Source organism: Rhizobium sp. P1_E1 (assembly GCF_056406015.1).
This window is the reverse complement of sequence record NZ_JBFUAY010000117.1, coordinates 1-16,485: the sequence shown is the minus strand read 5'-3', so window position 1 is coordinate 16,485 and position 16,485 is coordinate 1. Positions and strand designations below refer to the sequence as shown.

At 59.5% G+C, this 16,485-nt stretch carries 20 protein-coding genes and 2 tRNA genes; 10 read left to right on the top strand and 12 right to left on the bottom strand.

Translation table 11 applies throughout. The features are described 5' to 3' along the window. From AC1D1Z_RS26695 to AC1D1Z_RS26685, 3 genes are all read right to left on the bottom strand, one after another. Window positions 1–440: ABC transporter permease (locus AC1D1Z_RS26695; protein ID WP_477852081.1), on the bottom strand; the 440-nt coding region annotated here is incomplete at its 3' end. Next, the gene (locus AC1D1Z_RS26690; protein WP_477852079.1) at window positions 437–1,261 is read right to left on the bottom strand and encodes an ABC transporter permease; all 825 of its coding nucleotides are present in this window, start codon (window positions 1,259–1,261) and stop codon (window positions 437–439) included. The genes AC1D1Z_RS26690 and AC1D1Z_RS26695, both read right to left, overlap by 4 nt. A 133-nt stretch (window positions 1,262–1,394) precedes the next feature. Continuing rightward, complete coding sequence (locus AC1D1Z_RS26685) at window positions 1,395–2,435, bottom strand: ABC transporter substrate-binding protein (protein WP_131647553.1); 1,041 nt, start codon at window positions 2,433–2,435, stop codon at window positions 1,395–1,397. A gap of 272 nt (window positions 2,436–2,707) precedes the next feature. Between AC1D1Z_RS26685 and AC1D1Z_RS26680 the strand changes: the two genes are divergently transcribed. Both AC1D1Z_RS26680 and AC1D1Z_RS26675 read left to right on the top strand, forming a co-directional pair. Beyond that, window positions 2,708–4,585, top strand: a complete 1,878-nt coding sequence (locus AC1D1Z_RS26680) for an adenine deaminase (RefSeq protein WP_477852076.1) — start codon at window positions 2,708–2,710, stop codon at window positions 4,583–4,585. A 109-nt stretch (window positions 4,586–4,694) separates the two neighbouring features. Then, on the top strand, window positions 4,695–4,994 hold the full coding sequence (locus AC1D1Z_RS26675) for a DUF6074 family protein (protein WP_131647557.1): 300 nt from the start codon (window positions 4,695–4,697) through the stop codon (window positions 4,992–4,994). A 36-nt stretch (window positions 4,995–5,030) separates the two neighbouring features. Here the strand turns inward: AC1D1Z_RS26675 and AC1D1Z_RS26670 are convergent, their stop codons facing one another. Next, window positions 5,031–6,122, bottom strand: a complete 1,092-nt coding sequence (locus tag AC1D1Z_RS26670) for an extracellular catalytic domain type 1 short-chain-length polyhydroxyalkanoate depolymerase (protein ID WP_131647555.1) — start codon at window positions 6,120–6,122, stop codon at window positions 5,031–5,033. A 288-nt stretch (window positions 6,123–6,410) separates the two neighbouring features. On the opposite strand from AC1D1Z_RS26670, the gene AC1D1Z_RS26665 reads away from it, so the two are divergent. Beyond that, the gene (locus AC1D1Z_RS26665; protein ID WP_477852074.1) at window positions 6,411–6,818 is read left to right on the top strand and encodes a low affinity iron permease family protein; all 408 of its coding nucleotides are present in this window, start codon (window positions 6,411–6,413) and stop codon (window positions 6,816–6,818) included. Here AC1D1Z_RS26665 and AC1D1Z_RS26660 read toward each other — a convergent pair. From AC1D1Z_RS26660 to AC1D1Z_RS26650, 3 genes are all read right to left on the bottom strand, one after another. Continuing rightward, window positions 6,815–7,174: a low affinity iron permease family protein gene (locus tag AC1D1Z_RS26660; RefSeq protein WP_131647556.1), complete on the bottom strand. Its 360-nt coding sequence runs from the start codon at window positions 7,172–7,174 to the stop codon at window positions 6,815–6,817. The two genes, AC1D1Z_RS26665 and AC1D1Z_RS26660, sit on opposite strands and share 4 nt — an antisense overlap. Before the next feature lie 149 nt (window positions 7,175–7,323). Next, entirely contained in the window at window positions 7,324–9,441 is a 2,118-nt protein-coding gene (gene katE, locus AC1D1Z_RS26655; protein WP_131647048.1) for a catalase, read from the bottom strand. Window positions 9,442–9,630: 189 nt separating this feature from the next. Beyond that, the gene (locus tag AC1D1Z_RS26650; RefSeq protein WP_131647049.1) at window positions 9,631–10,527 is read right to left on the bottom strand and encodes a hypothetical protein; all 897 of its coding nucleotides are present in this window, start codon (window positions 10,525–10,527) and stop codon (window positions 9,631–9,633) included. A gap of 335 nt (window positions 10,528–10,862) precedes the next feature. Between AC1D1Z_RS26650 and AC1D1Z_RS26645 the strand changes: the two genes are divergently transcribed. After that, complete coding sequence (locus tag AC1D1Z_RS26645) at window positions 10,863–11,042, top strand: hypothetical protein (RefSeq protein ID WP_018241777.1); 180 nt, start codon at window positions 10,863–10,865, stop codon at window positions 11,040–11,042. 71 nt (window positions 11,043–11,113) lie between these two features. On the opposite strand, the gene AC1D1Z_RS26640 is transcribed toward AC1D1Z_RS26645, so the two are convergent. The 3 genes from AC1D1Z_RS26640 to AC1D1Z_RS26630 all read right to left on the bottom strand — a co-directional run bounded on the left by AC1D1Z_RS26640 (window position 11,114) and on the right by AC1D1Z_RS26630 (window position 11,962). After that, entirely contained in the window at window positions 11,114–11,443 is a 330-nt protein-coding gene (locus AC1D1Z_RS26640; RefSeq protein ID WP_130652266.1) for a glycine zipper domain-containing protein, read from the bottom strand. A gap of 9 nt (window positions 11,444–11,452) precedes the next feature. Continuing rightward, window positions 11,453–11,707, bottom strand: coding sequence for a hypothetical protein (locus AC1D1Z_RS26635; RefSeq protein WP_130652267.1), 255 nt, complete (start codon window positions 11,705–11,707; stop codon window positions 11,453–11,455). Window positions 11,708–11,887: 180 nt separating this feature from the next. Then, window positions 11,888–11,962 (bottom strand) — tRNA-Asn (locus tag AC1D1Z_RS26630). 117 nt (window positions 11,963–12,079) lie between these two features. On the opposite strand from AC1D1Z_RS26630, the gene AC1D1Z_RS26625 reads away from it, so the two are divergent. After that, a complete protein-coding gene (locus AC1D1Z_RS26625) occupies window positions 12,080–12,397 on the top strand; it encodes a hypothetical protein (RefSeq protein ID WP_018445659.1) in 318 nt (105 codons plus the stop codon). Between the two features lie 95 nt (window positions 12,398–12,492). Then, the gene (locus AC1D1Z_RS26620; RefSeq protein ID WP_130652268.1) at window positions 12,493–12,834 is read left to right on the top strand and encodes a hypothetical protein; all 342 of its coding nucleotides are present in this window, start codon (window positions 12,493–12,495) and stop codon (window positions 12,832–12,834) included. Here the strand turns inward: AC1D1Z_RS26620 and AC1D1Z_RS26615 are convergent. Beyond that, complete coding sequence (locus tag AC1D1Z_RS26615; RefSeq protein WP_130652269.1) at window positions 12,831–13,169, bottom strand: KTSC domain-containing protein; 339 nt, start codon at window positions 13,167–13,169, stop codon at window positions 12,831–12,833. The genes AC1D1Z_RS26620 and AC1D1Z_RS26615 overlap by 4 nt on opposite strands. Window positions 13,170–13,431: 262 nt before the next feature. Between AC1D1Z_RS26615 and AC1D1Z_RS26610 the strand changes: the two genes are divergently transcribed. Continuing rightward, window positions 13,432–13,505 (top strand) — tRNA-Cys (locus AC1D1Z_RS26610). A 71-nt stretch (window positions 13,506–13,576) separates the two neighbouring features. On the opposite strand, the gene AC1D1Z_RS26605 is transcribed toward AC1D1Z_RS26610, so the two are convergent. Then, window positions 13,577–13,828 carry a hypothetical protein gene (locus tag AC1D1Z_RS26605; RefSeq protein WP_245515878.1) on the bottom strand — a complete coding sequence of 84 codons (252 nt, stop codon included), beginning with the start codon at window positions 13,826–13,828 and terminating at the stop codon, window positions 13,577–13,579. Between the two features lie 497 nt (window positions 13,829–14,325). Here AC1D1Z_RS26605 and AC1D1Z_RS26600 point away from each other — a divergent pair, with 497 nt between their 5' ends. From AC1D1Z_RS26600 to AC1D1Z_RS26590, 3 genes are all read left to right on the top strand, one after another. Continuing rightward, window positions 14,326–14,991, top strand: coding sequence for a protein-L-isoaspartate O-methyltransferase family protein (locus AC1D1Z_RS26600; RefSeq protein ID WP_197728250.1), 666 nt, complete (start codon window positions 14,326–14,328; stop codon window positions 14,989–14,991). Window positions 14,992–15,324: 333 nt separating this feature from the next. Beyond that, window positions 15,325–16,191 (top strand): PopZ family protein, encoded by an 867-nt coding sequence (locus AC1D1Z_RS26595; RefSeq protein WP_130652270.1) that lies wholly within the window; start codon window positions 15,325–15,327, stop codon window positions 16,189–16,191. Between the two features lie 115 nt (window positions 16,192–16,306). After that, window positions 16,307–16,485: class I tRNA ligase family protein (locus tag AC1D1Z_RS26590; RefSeq protein WP_477852083.1), on the top strand; the 179-nt coding region annotated here is incomplete at its 3' end.

Sequence of the window (16,485 nt, the reverse complement as noted above, 5' to 3'; positions counted from 1 at the left end):
GAATAGGGCAGGATCAGCAGCGCATGGCCGACCAGCAGGCTGATGAAGATCGGAAGCCCGAGGCCAATTGTGACCGATTTCATCAGCGAAAATCCGAAGACGATCTCCGGCACCAGGATCGGCAGGACGAAAATGGTGGAAAGCCAGCGCGGCAATTCCACCCGGTAGCGGTTGATCGCATAGGCCGCCGGGACACCGATCAGCAGGGACAGCGCCGTACCGAAAAAGGCGACCTGCAGGCTGGTCAGCGCGGTCGTGCGGAAGGCCTCGATCTCGAAGATATTGACGAACCAGCGCAATGTCAGGCCCTGCGGCGGGAAGGTCAGATAGGTCGTGTCGCTGAAGGCCGCACCCACGATGATGACCAGCGGTGCGAGCAGGAAGAAGAAAACGCAGGCCGCAAAGGCGGCGAGGATCGGGTGAACGCGCCTGTCCATCATACCGCCATCGGATTGAGCCGGCGTGCGATGCGGCTCATGATGAGGACGACGCCGAGCGTCAGCACCACCATGATGGCGGCGATCGTCGATGCGCCCACCCAATCGAAGGTCACCATGGCGCGCTGGTAGAGGAAGGTCCCCATCATCATCTGCTTTTCTCCGCCGAGCAGTTGCGGTGTCGCATAGGAGGTGAAGCTGCCGGTGAAGACCAGGACCGCGCCGACGATGAGGCCGGGTGTCGCGAGCGGCAGGATCACCTGAAAGAATGTCATCAGTGGTCTCGCGCCGAGCGAGGCGGAGGCGTCGATCAGATCGCGCGGGATGCCTTCAAGCACCCCGACCAGCGTCAGGATCATCAGGGGAACGAAGAGATAGACCATGGCGACGATGACCGAGCCTTCGGTATAGAGCATCGAAAGCGGCTCCCCGATAAGGCCGKTCGAGATCAGCATGGCATTCAGGATGCCATTCTTCCCGAGAATGATCAGCCATGCGAAGGATCGGACGACGACACCCGTCAGCAGCGGAAAAACCGCTGCGATGATCATGATGCTCTTTGCGCGACCGGGCATTTGCGCGATCACATAGGCGGTGATGAAGCCCACAGTGAGCGAAATCGTCGTCGTGACCAGGGCGACCTCCAGCGTCCGATAAAGAACCGCCCGGCGAAAACCGCTGCTGAAGAATGTCACATAGGGCGCAAACACGCCCTTCGGCTCCGCGAACGTTGCCGCGATGGTGATGGCGACGGGAACGATGAGGAGCACAACGACGGCAATCGTCGCCGGCATCGTCAATCCCCACCTGGCAAAATGCTTCATCTTAAAACTCGCGGCATGTCCTGATATCAGGAGCGCGCCGCATCTCGGATACGGATGTGCGGCGCTTCCATGTCTGGCCTAGGTCTGGCCCAGGACTGGCAACAAACCGGCCCCAGGCCGGACATCGCGCAGCTTACTGACCGAAGACTTCGTTCCACCGGTCGATCCAGTCGGCCTTGGCAGCATTCATCTTGGCATAGTCGATTCGGGTAAGGCTGGCGACCATATCCGGGCCATAGGTCCAGATCTTCGCCTGGTCCGGCGTCAGGCTGACCTTTGTCGAGATCGGCGCGTCGACGCCTTGTTCGGCTTCAGCCTGCTGGACTTCTTTGGACAGGATGAAGTTGATGAACTGATGGGCGAGTTCGACATTTTCGGAACCCTTCGGGATGTTCACGGTGTTCAGCGTCGCGATGTCGCCGTCCTTGAGCTTGGCCCATGTCATCGTCGGAACGGCCGCCTGCATCGATGCCAGGGTAAAGTCCTGGGCCAGCGCAACGCGAACTTCGCCTGTTGATATCAGGTTCACCAGCTCCGACCCGGTGTTGTAGTTCTTGACGACATTGGGCTTGAGTGCCTCGATTTCCGCAAAGGCCTTGTCGGCGTCTTCATAGGCATCCGCGCCGCCATGCTTGCCGGCTTCCAGCACGACCAGCGGGCCGGCCGTAGTGGTGATTCCGGGCAAGGAGACGGAGCTTTTCAGATCTTCGCGCCACAGGTCGCCCCAGGCGGTGATCGGTGGGTTGACCTTGGCGGAGTCATAGACAATGCCGACGCGTCCGATCGTGTAGGCAGGTCCGTATTTGCCCTGAGGCGCCTTGCCCAGCTCGTAGATATCAGCGAGGTTGGGGATCTTCGACGCATCGATCTCCTGAAACAATCCCTGTTCGATGCCGAGCTGCGAGAAGCTGTCGGTGAGATAGATGACATCGACGCCCTTGCCGTCGCGCAGTTTCAGCTTGTTGAGCCGGTCGGCATTGTTGCCGGTCTCGAACACGATCTCGCAGCCGCAGATCTTCTTGAAGGGCGTGATGATGTTCGCATTCATCTTCTCGCCATTATAGCCCCACCAAGAGATGGTCAGAGTCTTCGATTGCGCATGTGCCGCAACGGTGCTGCCGACGGCGGCAAGCAGCGCAAGAGACAGGATTCGGGCAAAACGTCTGGCCTTCATGAGCAATGTCCTTCTGTGAAAAACGGATTTGATAATCGGGATCATACCCCCTGGATTTGAGGGATACTATTTTTTGATCGGTCAGGTCGCAAGCTCAATAATTGAGCAAATAGGCTCTTATGCGGGGAATTTTCCCAGACCGATCCCGTCAGTAACTCCCGGTTGCCCATGCCTTGTCGCCGCTCACGAAACGTGTGGTTCATCAGCGCTTTACACATCCGGGTGTGGTCTTTACGGTCCGGCGGTTCCAGCTTCTCACGGGCATTTCATTCATGGCCACTTCGCGCACTGCTCTTCCAGATGATCTGCTGATCAACGCGTCCGACGAGGTGCTGACGCGCCAGGATCTGGTGCTGACGGCGCTCGGACGCCGGCCCGCCGACAGGCTGTTGCGCGTGGGCAGGTTGCTCGATGTCCACACCAGGACATGGCTCGACGATCAGGAGATCGTCATCAAGGGCCGCCGCATCGCCTACGTCGGCCCCGCCGGCAGTTACGCAGGCGAAGTGAGCGAGCGCTTATCCGAGCCGGATCTTGCGGCCGTGCCGGGCTTCGGCGAGGCGCATAAACATATCGAAAGCTCCCACCTGACGCCCGAATGGGAGGCGGCTCTGGTGATGCCACATGGCGTGACCTGGACTTGCGAGGCGAGCCACGAGTTTTCCAACGTCAACGGCGCCCGCAATCTGGAATTCTGGCTGGAAGCGCGCCGGCGCGGATCGCCGATGAAGATCTTTCCCCTGCCTGGCTCCGCCGTGCCACCGACCGCCTATGAATGGGGTGGCGGCTGGTTCGGTTACGATGAGCAGAAGGCCTTCCTTTCCGAAAGCCTGATGGTCGCCGGGCTCGACGAGGTCATGGACTGGCCGTCCATATCCGATCCCGGCAATCCTTCCTACGATCGGCTATGGGGCATGATCGGCGCGACCTTCGAGCAGCGCGGCGTGGTCGAAGGCCACGGCGCCGGGCTGCGCGACATGGCCTCGATCAATGCCTTCGCCGCAGCGGGTCTCGCCTCCGATCACGAAGGCTGGTTTCTCGACGAGATCTGGCAGAAGCTTCTCCACGGTCTTTTCATCGAGCTCAGGCCGCATTCCCTGCCGGAGGTGATCCGCGGCCTGATCGACAAGGGGCTGACGGACTGGTCGCAGATCGCTCTGGTGACCGACGACCGCAGCGCCTCCGACACACTGAAAATCGGCGCGACCGACCACAATGTCCGCCTCGCCATCGAAAACGGCCTTGCGCCGGAGATCGCCATCCAGTGCGTCACCCTCAATCCGGCACGCCACATGCGGCTGACGCCGTGGGTCGGATCGATCGCGCCAGGCCGTTTCGCCGATTTCGTTCTTCTCAGCGACGTCGCCAGCCTGTCGATCGAAAAAGTATGGGCGGACGGGCGTCCTGTGTCCGAGGGTGCGACATTCCTTGGCGTGCGTCCCGAAATCGATTGGCCGCAATGGGCGACGCGCACCGTGAAAATAGACAGGACGGTCACGGCTGACGATTTCCGTATCGAGGCGCCGACGAACCGGACCACGGTCAACGCAGCACTTTTGCGGCCGTTTCACTGGCACGACGATTTCATCACCATGGAATTGCCGGTGGAGGATGGCGCCGTACAGCGGGATCCCGCGCGCAATGTCACCAAATTCTCGATTGTCGACCGGTTTTCCGGGGAGGCCAAGGTCTCCAGGATGTTCTGGCTGGGCACCGGACCGCGCACGCCGGAGACTGCGCTCGCCTCCACACTCGGGCACGACAAGCATAATATCTGGACGGTCGGCTCATCGGACGAGGCGATGGCGATGGCCGTGAATGCCCTGAACGAGCAGCAGGGCGGCTGGGCGCTGGTATCCGGCGGCAAGATTCTCGCTCGTGTCCGCTACGAGGTCGGTGGCCTGATGACGGCGCGTTCGGCTGAAGCGCTGGATGCGGAGATGCAGGCCCTTTATGCGGCCGGCGCCGGGATCGACTGGATGTACGAGCCGACCTTCTCGCCCCGATGGTGGCCAGGCTTTCCCGAACGCCTGTCATTTGCGACGCTGACCTGCTCGCCCTGGMGCTGGGTCCTGGTCGCGCCGTCGGAGCTGGCGCCGGAGGGGTTCGTGAACGTGCTCACCGGCAAAACCCATCCGATTGTCTGGTGACGTTGCGGCCCGCCAAAATTCCACCTGATTGATCTTCTTACTGCAGCAAATAGAAAGCGTTAACCATAGTCTCGTAGACAACGAACAGGATCAAAGGAACCTGTGTTCGATGGCTACTGAAATGACCCGCCGGCCTGCCGGCGCCAATGAAGGCAGAATTATTGCCTTTCCTGCTGGAACCGGAACTGCCAATATTGAGCGTTGCGCTCGCGAACTCGGCCGCCGGCATGGCGCAGATGCGATAGAATTCTGGAAGGCCGAATGCCGCAGGCTTGCCGATCAGCTTCTGGCGGCTGGGATACCGGAGAGCGATGTCGGTCAGCGGGTGCTGCAGTTTCAGCAAGATGTCCAGAGCGAACTGGTCTTCAGCCATCAAAACGGACCACTGCCCAGGTCTCAAAACCGATAGCGGCAATCTCGCCGATGGCCGTCGTGTGCCTTGCGACTACCGCATCAGCCCGGCGGACCGGAGGGCGTCTTCAATGATTTTTTGAATGCCGCCACGATCGCTGCCCGTGCCGAATGGATCTGCAGCGTTTTCCGGTTGCGCAGCAGGGGCTTTCGTGTTGCGCCGTTTTTCAAATGAGGGCACCAGACCCCAGGACCTGGCAATTTCGACGGTCGAGGAAATTCCGACGTCAAGCATGAAGGGGCCGCTTGCCCCGTAGCCGGTGCCGACATCGAGAGGCGTGCCGTGACCCATCCCGGCAATCGTATAGAGCTCGATCACTTCAACGCCATGAGCATCAGTCCAGATCTTTCGCTGATGTCGTCCGATATCTTCGACGCGCCCCGGCGATGCGTCGACGCCGTGGATACTTTTCCATTGCTCCACGATGGCATTCGCATTGGATGGCACGACGGTGCTGTCTGCGGTTCCCTGCCATATTGCTAATGTCGGCCATCGGCCCTTGTGTCCTGAAGCGCTTCTCAACCGCCGTTCCAGCTCTTTGGCAGTCGGGCCGCCATGGCCGCGCATTCGGTCGAACGCCTCGGGAATGGTTGCAGCACTTGCATATGGCAGGCCGGCAATGATCGCGCCACCCGCAAAAACCTCGGGATAGGTGGCAAGCATGGCGGCGGTCATGGCGCCGCCGGCCGAAAGCCCGGTCACGAACACGCGCCTGCTGTCGATACCGTGTTCCGTAACGACCTTTGCGATCATCTGGCGAATGGAAAAGACCTCGCCGTGATCCCGGCGAATGTCCTCCGGGTTGAACCAATTGAAGCAGAGATTTGCATTGTTTGCCCTTCGCTGCTCGGGAAACAGCAGCGCGAAGCCATAGTCCTCGGCCAATCCAGACCAGCCGGATCCGATATCATACCCGGCGGCAGTCTGGGTACAGCCGTGCAGGACAACGACCAGAGCCATATCTTTCCCGCGCTTCGACGGCAAATAGGTGTAGCCCCCCAAGGCGCCTGGGTTTGAGCCAAATGCGTCCAAGGCGACGAGATCGGGGCTGCCCTGCGTGGGTTGGGCGCGAAGGGTTCCTCGCAGCGCAGCAAGGCGTGCGAGGGTGTCTGACATAGATCTCATGAAAGTCTCCGCCAATCAGCAGCCGGGATGGCGGTGATGCTGAACTAAACGCGTCAGTCTACGAAATGGTTGCTGCGGTGCACAATATTTTTCAAGCCACCGGGCTTCTCAATGCATGGACACTTTTCTCATCAGACATCCAGCTTAGCGGCAGTCTTCTCCATGGTGCAAGCAGATGGGCGTCCGACCTCTGGATTGACATCGGCGGCGCCAGGAACTTCGGCCCGGATGTGGAGTTGATGTTGTCGATTGACAGCATTGACGCTGCGACCCAACGAGGCTTTTCAGATGTCGAACAAATCCAACTTCTTCTCTTCCTTTGCTACCGCCGTCGCCGATCTCTCGGGAAAGCCGTTCACCTTCGTAGCGGCTTTGGCGCTCGTGCTTGTCTGGGCGGTTTCCGGCCCTTTTTTCGGCTATTCCGAAACCTGGCAACTTGTGATCAACACCACCACCACGATCATTACCTTCTTGATGGTGTTCGTGTTGCAGAACAGCCAGAACCGTGACGGAAAGGCTCTGCAGGCCAAACTTGACGAACTCATCCTGACGAGCCAGGCGGCCAACAAGTTTGTTGGCATCGAAAAGCTGGAGGRGGGCGAACTCAGGGAAATGAGCAAGACCCTTGCCGAGAAAGCCGAATGCGTCGAGGAAAAGGCGGATGAGAAATCTGCCGCAGAGGCAGCGTCCGCCTAATTCGCCGTCTTTGAGATTTGGTCGTGGTGTTGCCGGCGCATTCCCTCGATTGCCTCCGCGTTTTTCTTCTCGACCGCAATCCAGTGGTTTCCTGCCTTGCTTGATCGGATCAGTTCGTCGAGCTTGGCATGAAGCGCCATCATGTCCCGATTTTGGGAGTTCTGCACCAGCAGCAAAATGAAAAATATAATGAGGGTACCGATCATGTTGGTCAGCAGAAACCACCCGCGTGGAAAGGAGAAGCTGAGACCGACTGCCGCCCATATGACTGCGAATGCGACCAGCGTGACAGGGACCACAGGATGCCCTGCCCATGAGACGGCCCAGTCAGAGATCTGTCGAAAGCGCCAGCGCATACGGCTCTCCACAGCGTAAAACGGAAGACGGAGAGGCTTCCATCACCTCGCCAGAATAGATAGGGCGCCGCAAACGACATAAAACCCGCGTTTCCGCGGGTTTTATTCTGACGACTAGCCATTCTCTCGCGGACATGAAGACGAGACGGTCAATTCAATTTGACCGACGGCTCTCGGCCCCAGACCCGCAGTTTGCCAAGCGCCTGGATAAAAGCCGTGACATCTTTTGCTGCTCCGAGCGCAATCACGCCCTCATCCAGTGCATCGGCAATTCCGGCCTTCTGCATCAGCGGCAGCGCTGCTTCCACATAACCGATGAACTTGCAGTGCACGAAGGCATCCGCCACGAAATCGCGGGCCGTGGCCTCCTTCAGCAGGTCGCCGGTTCCCTCTGCCGAGGGGAGGAGGGCGACGGCGTCGTAAAGCACCGAAGGTCCGCCGTCGATCATCTGATGCGCTTCGATCCAATTGCCGTCCGAGAGTGTCACGCCGCCGATCTTTGGCGCGATCACTTCGAATGTTGCCTTCTGCTCGGTGATCTCGGCAAGCAGCGCCTTGAAGATAGCGGCATCGGTACCATCGCTGACAAGAATGCCGAGCTTGCGTCCTTCGAACCGCTTCGGACCGCGCTCGACGATGCTGAGCGCCGGCGACGGCTCGAGATCCTGCCGCGTCGGCATGGCGGCATCGGCAGGCTTCGGCATCGATTTGAACCCGAGTGCGTGGCCAACCTTGCTGGCCAGCGTCTCATCGATGTTCATCAGATGCGAGACCATACGCTCACGAATGACCGGCGTTTCGACCTTGCTCAGTTCGAAGATCAGCGCCGCAGCGATATGGCGTTGCTCGGGCGGAGTCTGGCTGATGTAGAACTGTCGCGCCTGGCTGTAATGATCGGCAAAGCTTTCCGGCCGCAGCCGAACCTTGGGGCCCTGCTCCTCGGCCGGGAAGTGGCGATAGCCCTGAACCGGCGATTCCCGCGGCCCCTGATTCCAGGAATTCGGCTGGTAATTGACGCGTCCGACAGGATTGCGCATCGCCATATGGCCGTCCTGCTGGAAATTGTGGAAGGGACACTTCGGCGCGTTGATCGGCAGATGCGTGAAATTCGGACCGCCCAGACGTTTCAGCTGCGTGTCGAGATAGGAGAAATTTCGTCCCTGCAGCAGCGGATCGTTGCTGAAGTCGATACCGGGGGGAACATTCTGCGTGATAAACGCGACCTGCTCGGTCTCCGCAAAAAAGTTCTCCGGCATTCGGTCGAGCACAAGACGGCCGATCGGTTTGACCGGAAGGATCTCCTCCGGAATGATCTTCGTCGGATCGAGAATGTCGAAGTCGAACGTGTCGGCGAAGTCCTGATCGAAAAGCTGCACGCAGAGCTCCCATTCCGGGAAGGCTCCCGACTGGATCGACTGCCAGAGGTCGCGGCGATGGAAATCCGGATCCGCTCCATTGATTTTGACTGCCTCGTTCCAGGCGACGGACTGCAGGCCGAGTTTCGGTTTCCAATGGAATTTGACGAAGGTCGATTCATCCGCTGCATTGACGAAGCGGAAGGTATGAACGCCGAACCCCTCCATGAACCGGAACGAGCGCGGGATGGCGCGGTCCGACATCACCCACATGATCATGTGCATGCTTTCGGGCGTGAGGGTAATGAAGTCCCAGAAATTGTCATGCGCCGACTGCGCCTGCGGAAATTGCCTATCGGGTTCCGGCTTTACGGAATGAATGACGTCGGGAAATTTTATCGCGTCCTGAATGAAGAAAACGGGGATGTTGTTGCCGACCAGGTCCCAATTTCCCTGCTGGGTGTAGATCTTCACTGCGAAACCACGCACGTCGCGCGCCAGATCGAAGGAACCCTTGCTGCCGGCAACGGTCGAGAACCGGACGAAGGCCGGCGTCTTTTCGCCGGGCCGCTGGAAAAGATCGGCCCGGGTATAGGCAGCCAGGGATTCGTATGTTTCGAAGTAGCCATGGGCGCCGTAACCGCGCGCATGCACGACCCGCTCGGGAATGCGCTCGTGGTCGAAATGAAAGATCTTCTCACGGAAGTGGAAGTCGTCGATGAGGGCCGGGCCACGGGCGCCAACGCGAAGCGTATTCTGATCATCGGAAACGGGGCCACCTTGCGCTGTGGTCAGCACCGGCATGCCGTCTTCGGCAAACTGATGGAGCTCGCCGCCTGCACCCCGGTGCAGTTTCTGATCATGGATCGTTGCGTTGTCCGAGGGCGAGGTTTGAGAGGTCTTCTTGGCCATCTATATTCTCCGGAAAGGGTTTTACCTAACCGAAGCTCCCCAACGGCCACATGTTCCGCTCGATGCGAAATAAACCGCAACTGGGCAAGAGRCCACCTGGGGGCGGCCGATAGTCGAGCACGGGAGACCCGAGGCCCAACATAAAGGGGCGCGTGGCCTTTCGACCCTGCGCCCCGATTTCCGTCGATCTTAGATCCGGGAGGTAACGATGAGATCTTCCTCTTCGTCGCGCTGCGAACCGCCAAACGCTGCGGCGGCAGCAGCGATGAATGCCCCAATCAGAAGTGACAGTGCGCCGAGCAATGCTGTGGTGGAGGCAGCCTTGCGTGCCTCATCGGCGGCTTTCTGGGCGGCGACCTTGGCGTCGTCGATGCGCTTCAGCACAGTGTCGACGCGGGTGCGTGCATCGGCCTCGGAAAGACCGGTGCGAGCAGAGACGATGGTGGCAAGATAGGCCTTGTCGTCATCCGGAATCTGGCCGGCGGCAGCACCGTTGAGGAGGATGCGGGAGACCTCAGCCGTTGCAGCATCATCATCGGATGTTGCTCCTGCACGGGCCTGTTCAGGACGCAGCAAAGCGTCGGTAAAATAGGCGGTGGGCAGATCCGCGGCCGATGCCGTCGATGACGCCGCTGTACCTGCGGCGGTGGCGGCCGAACCCACGGCCTGTGCGCCCGCACCGGCAAGAGAGGTCAGCGACGAGGCTAGAAATCCGGCGACGAAAATCGTCGCCAGCGCCCAGCTGATGAAGCCATGCGCCGTGTCGCGGAAGAATACCTCGTCGGTGTGGACAGCCGCCCACTTCGTGCGCAGCCGGCCGGTGATATAGCCGCCGAGCCCGGAGGAGAGCCATTGCACGACAACGAGCCAGATCGCCGCCGTCACCCCGACCGTGCCGAGCGAGCTGCTTTGCCCCGACCAGGGCGACACCATCGTCAACCCAACCCCGGATCCAAGCAGCAAAAGAATGAGGGTCACGCCGATGGCAGCAGCGGCGCCTCCGAAGATGGGCCCCCATGTCATGGCGGATTTGGAGGATTCGACCGGAGTAGCAATCTCTCCGGAACCTGTCATTGAAACCGACATGATCCGTCCCTATCGCATAAACAGAGCAAGAAGGATGATGATCGGCAGTGGAACACCAAGCAGCCAAAGCAGAATACCGCGACCCATGAAAGACCTCCTGTCAGAAACTGACGTTACGTGGTTGATGCCACTCAACTTTGAACCACGGTCTTTGTTCCCGGCCGGCTTGGTCATCGACAATCTTCATGCGGAGCTAATCGAGATCGATAAGAATCTTGCGCGTTCGGAGCTGACGTCCGGCGAAGCGAGCGCCATATCTTGAGGGACAAGGTGATCTTGGCAGGAGAGAGCCGAAGCTCTCGTCACTCGGTCACAGCCAAACTGGAGAGGCATCGATGAAGAAATTTCGGGCATTTGTAGCAGCCGGGGCAATCAGTCTTGCCGCCATCATCTCGGCCTGCTCGACACCACCGAATTCCTATGGCACGGCATCAGGATATCAGCCGGGAGATTCAATGAACCCGGCCTGCGCCGATGGGTTCCGACCCGGCGACGGTCGTTCGTGCAGCTACTAGAGGCGGTCGTCTCTTTGCCCGTACAAGCAAACCGGAGCTGGCGGAGCGTCAGGCTGGCGTTCAGCAAGCCGTCACTTCTGTTTGATGGCAGCCCCAACCGCGGCGCCGATCGCGACACCGAATGTGATGCCGATCGCGGCGTCATCGAACAGTATCGGGCCGACTGCCGCGCCGATTCCGATTCCTATCGCCATACTGAGAGCCATGACCGTGATCTTATCCAGATGCTGTGGTGAGAGTATGTGTTTCGCTGCATCACCGCGAGCTGCGGGCGTGGTCCGAGCGAGGCAAGCTGATGCTTTGAGCTGAACAGAAAAAGCGTCTATTGAAAGTTCAAGACACTTTTTGAAAATTGGCCAAGACGGCCCGGCAGCGCGCCAGCCGGTTCTATTGACGGCCAATCCATCTCATTACCGTTTTTTCCGGAGATCACCTGGCAAAGCGTCAATGAGTCGATGTACTTTTCCGGTAGCGAATACGATGTCCTCGCGCGGCAGATGCACTGTTATCTCAATCTCTTCCCACCTGCCGCCATGGTCTTTTGCGAACCGGACAGCGGCTTCCAAAGAGGTAAATTGCACGGCCGGTGCGTTGGCGGTCCAGAACTGCACGCTGCAGTCCGCCGCACTGTAATCTAAAAATGCTTTTTCAGGATCTAGCGCCATGGCGTTTGCTTTACACCGCCGCCGGTTGGTTGGCCAGCGAATGCCTACCCGTCGTAAAAAGCGCGTTGTCCGCGATGCCCAACGCGAAAAGCCCTTGGGAGCATTCAAAAGCGGGAGGAAAAGTGGGAAGAAAACGCCTGCTTTCCGATTTATCAACGAAACAGGCGATTACTTGAAAAATGGCTCCCCGGGCCGGATTCGAACCGGCGACCTGTCGATTAACAGTCGAATGCTCTACCGCTGAGCTACCAGGGATCACTGCTTGGCGCGGTGTGAGTGGGCTAATACAAACGCTTTCCCGATTTGCCAAGCGGTTTTTTCAAAAAAATGAAATGAACTTGTATTTGGGGTGCCTGCGCCCATCTCTGGAGAATGACAAATGTGAATGATCGCAGTGAGACAAGTGGTGGCGAAAAGCGCAAGGCGCGGGCAGGGCGCTTCGGCATCGATCATGCAAGCGGCAGGCTTGTGCTCGGCTCCTTCAGCATCGGCATGCCGCGCTCGCGCATCGCGCGGATGGCACTCGGCGTGGCCCTCATTTTCTGCGGCTTGCTGGGTTTCTTGCCCATTCTCGGCTTCTGGATGCTGCCGCTCGGCTTCCTGGTGCTCTCGCATGATCTGCCGTTCGCGCGCCGGCTTCGGCGGCGGCTGGCGGTCTGGTGGCACAGGCGGCGAAACCCGGCTGGCTGATGGTCGCCCCAGTGAGGGGACCGTGGAACAGTGGAGCGCTTTTCGCATTCGTGGTTTATAAAGTGTAAGTGCCCCACAATGGCCCAGGTGAGGAAATGAAGCTATTTTTTGTGGTTGTCCTGTCAGCGGCGAGCATTCTCTCCGGCGCGCCCGCCGTGGCCCAGGGTGTCGACAGCGGCGGTTTCGACGCCCGTGGCATCTGCCGTCGGCCCGAAGGCTGCGTGGTCGATCACGGCCAAGGCGGCAGCTACAACGGGCCTCGCAACTATCGCAATTTCAACGGCCGGAATGAGCGTGATGGGAGGAACGACCGCGAGCGGGACAACCGGCGCTACCGTTCTCAGAACAGGAGCGACAATTTCGACGCCGGAAGCAGCCGACTGGTCGCAGGCCCTGAAGTTAACCGGGGCGTTCTGCCTATGCAAAGTCGCGTCTAGTTGGATCTGAGTTCGCTTTCCTCGAAAACCCCGCCATGGTCCGGATCGAGGCTGGTCGCCAGCAACAGGCTGCAAACGGCAAGGAGGAGGACGAGCTTCACTGCGTAGGATGCCACGGAGACCGGTTGTCGACGGCCCGGTGATACGCGAGACGGCGCTATATAATATTTGTAATAGAAGTGCGGATCATCCGTTTCCAGCAGGTTCTGGTAGACGTGCAGCGGAATATTTGCATGTTTCACCGGCGGAGAACCGGGGAATTTTACATGCAGATCCCGGGTTTCGGCATCGAATGCCGCATGCACGTGCTTCGATTTGAGGGCAGCCCAATCCATCGCAAGCTCCTATACCCTCCCGAGGATAATTGAGGCCCGGACGATGATCGAAGTCAAGTCAAGAATTTGTTTCAAATGCAATCATTGGCAGGAAATGGGGCATCGTTACGGCCGTGAAAATTCCAGCCTGCGCCCACTCCGTTTGGGGATGGAAAAATGGTCGTTTCAGCAACTGCGGAATGGCGTTTTTCCGAAATGCCCTCTTGCGATTTCCTTACGATCATTCTAAACGCTCGCCACGGCTCAGATAACGAGCGCGTGAGGCCTCGTGGCGGAGTGGTGACGCAGAGGACTGCAAATCCTTGTACCCCGGTTCAATTCCGGGCGAGGCCTCCAACATTCTTCCACATGATAGAATTAATGTGAAACGCCGCTGGCGCAGCGGTGCGGCATCGGCGTTTGCGATGCTACCAGATCCGCTGGCCGGGCGAAAAATCGAACTGTGACGGATTGATTCCCGTGAGTCGGTAGAGCGCCCTCAGGCCGCCCTTGCGGATTTCCGCCTGATATTCCAGATCGCTCAGTTCAGGCCCGTCATCGATTTCGGGGCCGGCGCCGAGCAGCCGTCGCATGCCCTGCGGCGAAATGCGGGTGAAGCTGCGAATGTCGCCGCTGCTGTATTTGATCAGCAGCAGGCGGGCATCGGCGTTGTAGTGCATGCGCACACCCATAGCGGAAGGCGAGGGCGCAGCAACAAAATGGTTGACGTAACGTTAATGCGCATGCGGCTGTCGAAGGCTGGATTTCAAAGGAAAAGAACGCATGTCAGACCTGCGCCCGCCGACATGAATTGCCGCAGCCGCGATGCGGGGGATATCTCCGAATGCGCTTCGGCGCCCTATCGCCTCCAGGTCGTTTCGCCGTCCAGCAGCCCGCAGCAGAATATGCCAATCAGCGCTGCGACGATGAAAAAATCGAACAGCGTGAAATATTCAAAAATCGCAGACATGGCCTGCTCTCCTATTTCCTCCGTTGCAAATCATAACATGAGGGGGCGGAAGGTTCCACGCTGGAGTTGCAGCGTCCATCCTGTCTCCTGTGGCACGGAAGAGGCGCCGGCCGGATTCTTTCCGCCTGCGGCTGCCAAGCCTTGAAAGCATCCGTGGTGGAGATTAAGAGACGAGGGACAGGAACCGCTTTTTAAGAGCGAGAGGACATGATGGATTTCGAAGCAGCGCGCGCAAAGATGGTCGATACCCAGGTTCGCACGACGGACGTTACCTCGCATTCCGTGCTGACGGCGTTTCTCACGGTGCCGCGTGAGACTTTCGTGCCGGAGAAGGCGAAGCTGCTGGCTTATATCGACAACGATGTCGAGATATCAGCCGCCGCACCGGGAAAACCGGCCCGCTTCCTGATGGAGGCGTCGCCACTCGCCAAGCTGCTGCAGCTGGCCGCGATCACCAAGGATGATTTCGTGCTCGAAGTCGGTTGCGGCACGGGTTACACGTCGGCGCTGCTGTCGATCATTGCCGGCTCCGTCATCGCGCTCGAATGCGACGAGGCGCTCGCCGCCGAGGCGAAGACGCAGCTTGCCGGATACGCCAAAGTTGAAGTCGTGACCGGCCCGCTCGAGAATGGCTACGCTGCCGGCGCTCCCTATGATCTGATCTTCGTCAACGGCGCCGTCGAAGAGGTTCCAACAACTCTTCTCGGTCAATTGCGCGATGGTGGCCGTCTGATCACGGTCGAAGGTTACGGCAATGCCGCCCGCGCCAAGGTCTTCGTCGCCGAGCGCGGCGCTGTTTCGGAAAATGTCTTCTTCAATGCCTCGGTCAAGCCGCTGCCGGGTTTCGCCAAGGCGCGTGAATTCGTTTTCTGACATCGTTCTTATCGACGAAATTCAGCGACGGGCGCCATCGGCGCCCGTTTTTTATCAATGCCGCTGGAAAGCCTTCACAAACAACATTTATGCTGACGCGACCACGGCGGACTGGATAGAGGCCGTGCGCTTCAAGTTCTGTTTCATGGATGTCGCCGCAGCAAAATTGCGACAGGCTTTGCGGGTGGCAAACATTGGGTAACAAAACTGTGCATGGCGGCATTCATTTGATTCGCGATGATTTTTTTCACGCCTGGGGTATTCTAAGGTCGTGGTGATTCGGATGAATGCTCCACACCATCCGGTCGTTGTTTTGGGATAACGGGGATAGAAATGGCTCAGCCAAGTGTAGCGCGTGAACCGTCCATGGAAGAAATTCTGGCCTCCATCCGCCAGATCATCGAAAGCAATGAGCCCGGCGCCGGCAAGGCGATTTCCGCATCCCTGCCGCCGGTCTACGGCGCCGATGAGGATGACAACGGCTCCGAAATTCATCTGACGGTCGACGACACCTATGCCGGCGTGGAATTCCCCGAACCGGTCATGCGCTCCTCCGATCCGCGTTTCGTCGCCGCCAATTCGGCCGGCACCGCCCCCGAAGCAGAAGTACCGGCCCGCGCCCTGTCGCTTGCCGATGTCGCCGCCCGCGTGCGCGCCGCCTCCGAGCGCAGCGCCGTGCAGGCCGGTCAAGCCCTGCGCGAAATTCCGAGCGGTTTCCGCCAGCCCGAACCGCAGCCGGCCGTGATGCCGGAACCGCCGCGCGCCGCGGCACCGCAATCGCAACCACAGCCTATTTTCCCCACTGCCGCAGCGCCCGTTCAGCATGTTGCGATCCAGCAGCCGGCCGAGCCGGTGTTGACGGAAACGCCTGGGGTGGCCGTCGCCGAGCCGGCGCCTGCCGTCGAAACAGCGCCGCCGGCTATGGAGCCCGCTCAGTCGTCGACCGAGCGTTTCCTGCCGAGCGTTCTGGACGAGGTCCAGCCGACGCTGCTTTCGGAGGATGCCGGCCTGCAGATCAGCCGCTCTTTCGAGGAGCTCGCCGCGGCAATCGACGGCGCAGAGCGCCGGTCGCTGGACGAGATCGCAGAGGACATGCTGCGCCCGATGCTGCGCGAATGGCTTGATGATAATCTGCCGACACTGGTCGAGCGGTTGGTGCGCGAAGAAATCGAGCGCGTGGCACGCGGCCCGCGTCGCTGATCGGATTGCTTTTTCTTGAAAAGCCGCTCCGGTCTCCGGGGCGGCTTTTTTATTGACTTGGCCGTGGCCATCCTATTTACAAACGCCACCCTCGAACCTCGAAATTGGTCAGAAAATGCTCGACAAGACCTATGATTCCGCCGCCGTCGAACCGAAAATCGCCGCGATATGGGACGAGGCGGATGCCTTCCGTGCCGGCGCGAACGCCAGGCCCGGGGCCGAGACGTTCACCATCGTGATCCCGCCGCCGAACGTCACCGGTTCGCTGCACATGGGCCATGCGCTCAACAACAC

Coding starts and splice junctions, on each gene's coding strand:
- AC1D1Z_RS26625 (WP_018445659.1), top strand. CDS start 12,080: ATGACAAATGTGAATGATCGCAGTGAGACAAGTGGTGGCGAAAAGCGC.
- AC1D1Z_RS26615 (WP_130652269.1), bottom strand. CDS start 13,169: ATGGATTGGGCTGCCCTCAAATCGAAGCACGTGCATGCGGCATTCGAT.
- AC1D1Z_RS26620 (WP_130652268.1), top strand. CDS start 12,493: ATGAAGCTATTTTTTGTGGTTGTCCTGTCAGCGGCGAGCATTCTCTCC.
- AC1D1Z_RS26675 (WP_131647557.1), top strand. CDS start 4,695: ATGGCTACTGAAATGACCCGCCGGCCTGCCGGCGCCAATGAAGGCAGA.
- AC1D1Z_RS26645 (WP_018241777.1), top strand. CDS start 10,863: ATGAAGAAATTTCGGGCATTTGTAGCAGCCGGGGCAATCAGTCTTGCC.
- AC1D1Z_RS26670 (WP_131647555.1), bottom strand. CDS start 6,122: ATGAGATCTATGTCAGACACCCTCGCACGCCTTGCTGCGCTGCGAGGA.
- AC1D1Z_RS26650 (WP_131647049.1), bottom strand. CDS start 10,527: ATGTCGGTTTCAATGACAGGTTCCGGAGAGATTGCTACTCCGGTCGAA.
- AC1D1Z_RS26660 (WP_131647556.1), bottom strand. CDS start 7,174: ATGCGCTGGCGCTTTCGACAGATCTCTGACTGGGCCGTCTCATGGGCA.
- katE (WP_131647048.1), bottom strand. CDS start 9,441: ATGGCCAAGAAGACCTCTCAAACCTCGCCCTCGGACAACGCAACGATC.
- AC1D1Z_RS26685 (WP_131647553.1), bottom strand. CDS start 2,435: ATGAAGGCCAGACGTTTTGCCCGAATCCTGTCTCTTGCGCTGCTTGCC.
- AC1D1Z_RS26635 (WP_130652267.1), bottom strand. CDS start 11,707: ATGGCGCTAGATCCTGAAAAAGCATTTTTAGATTACAGTGCGGCGGAC.
- AC1D1Z_RS26595 (WP_130652270.1), top strand. CDS start 15,325: ATGGCTCAGCCAAGTGTAGCGCGTGAACCGTCCATGGAAGAAATTCTG.
- AC1D1Z_RS26605 (WP_245515878.1), bottom strand. CDS start 13,828: ATGCACTACAACGCCGATGCCCGCCTGCTGCTGATCAAATACAGCAGC.
- AC1D1Z_RS26600 (WP_197728250.1), top strand. CDS start 14,326: ATGATGGATTTCGAAGCAGCGCGCGCAAAGATGGTCGATACCCAGGTT.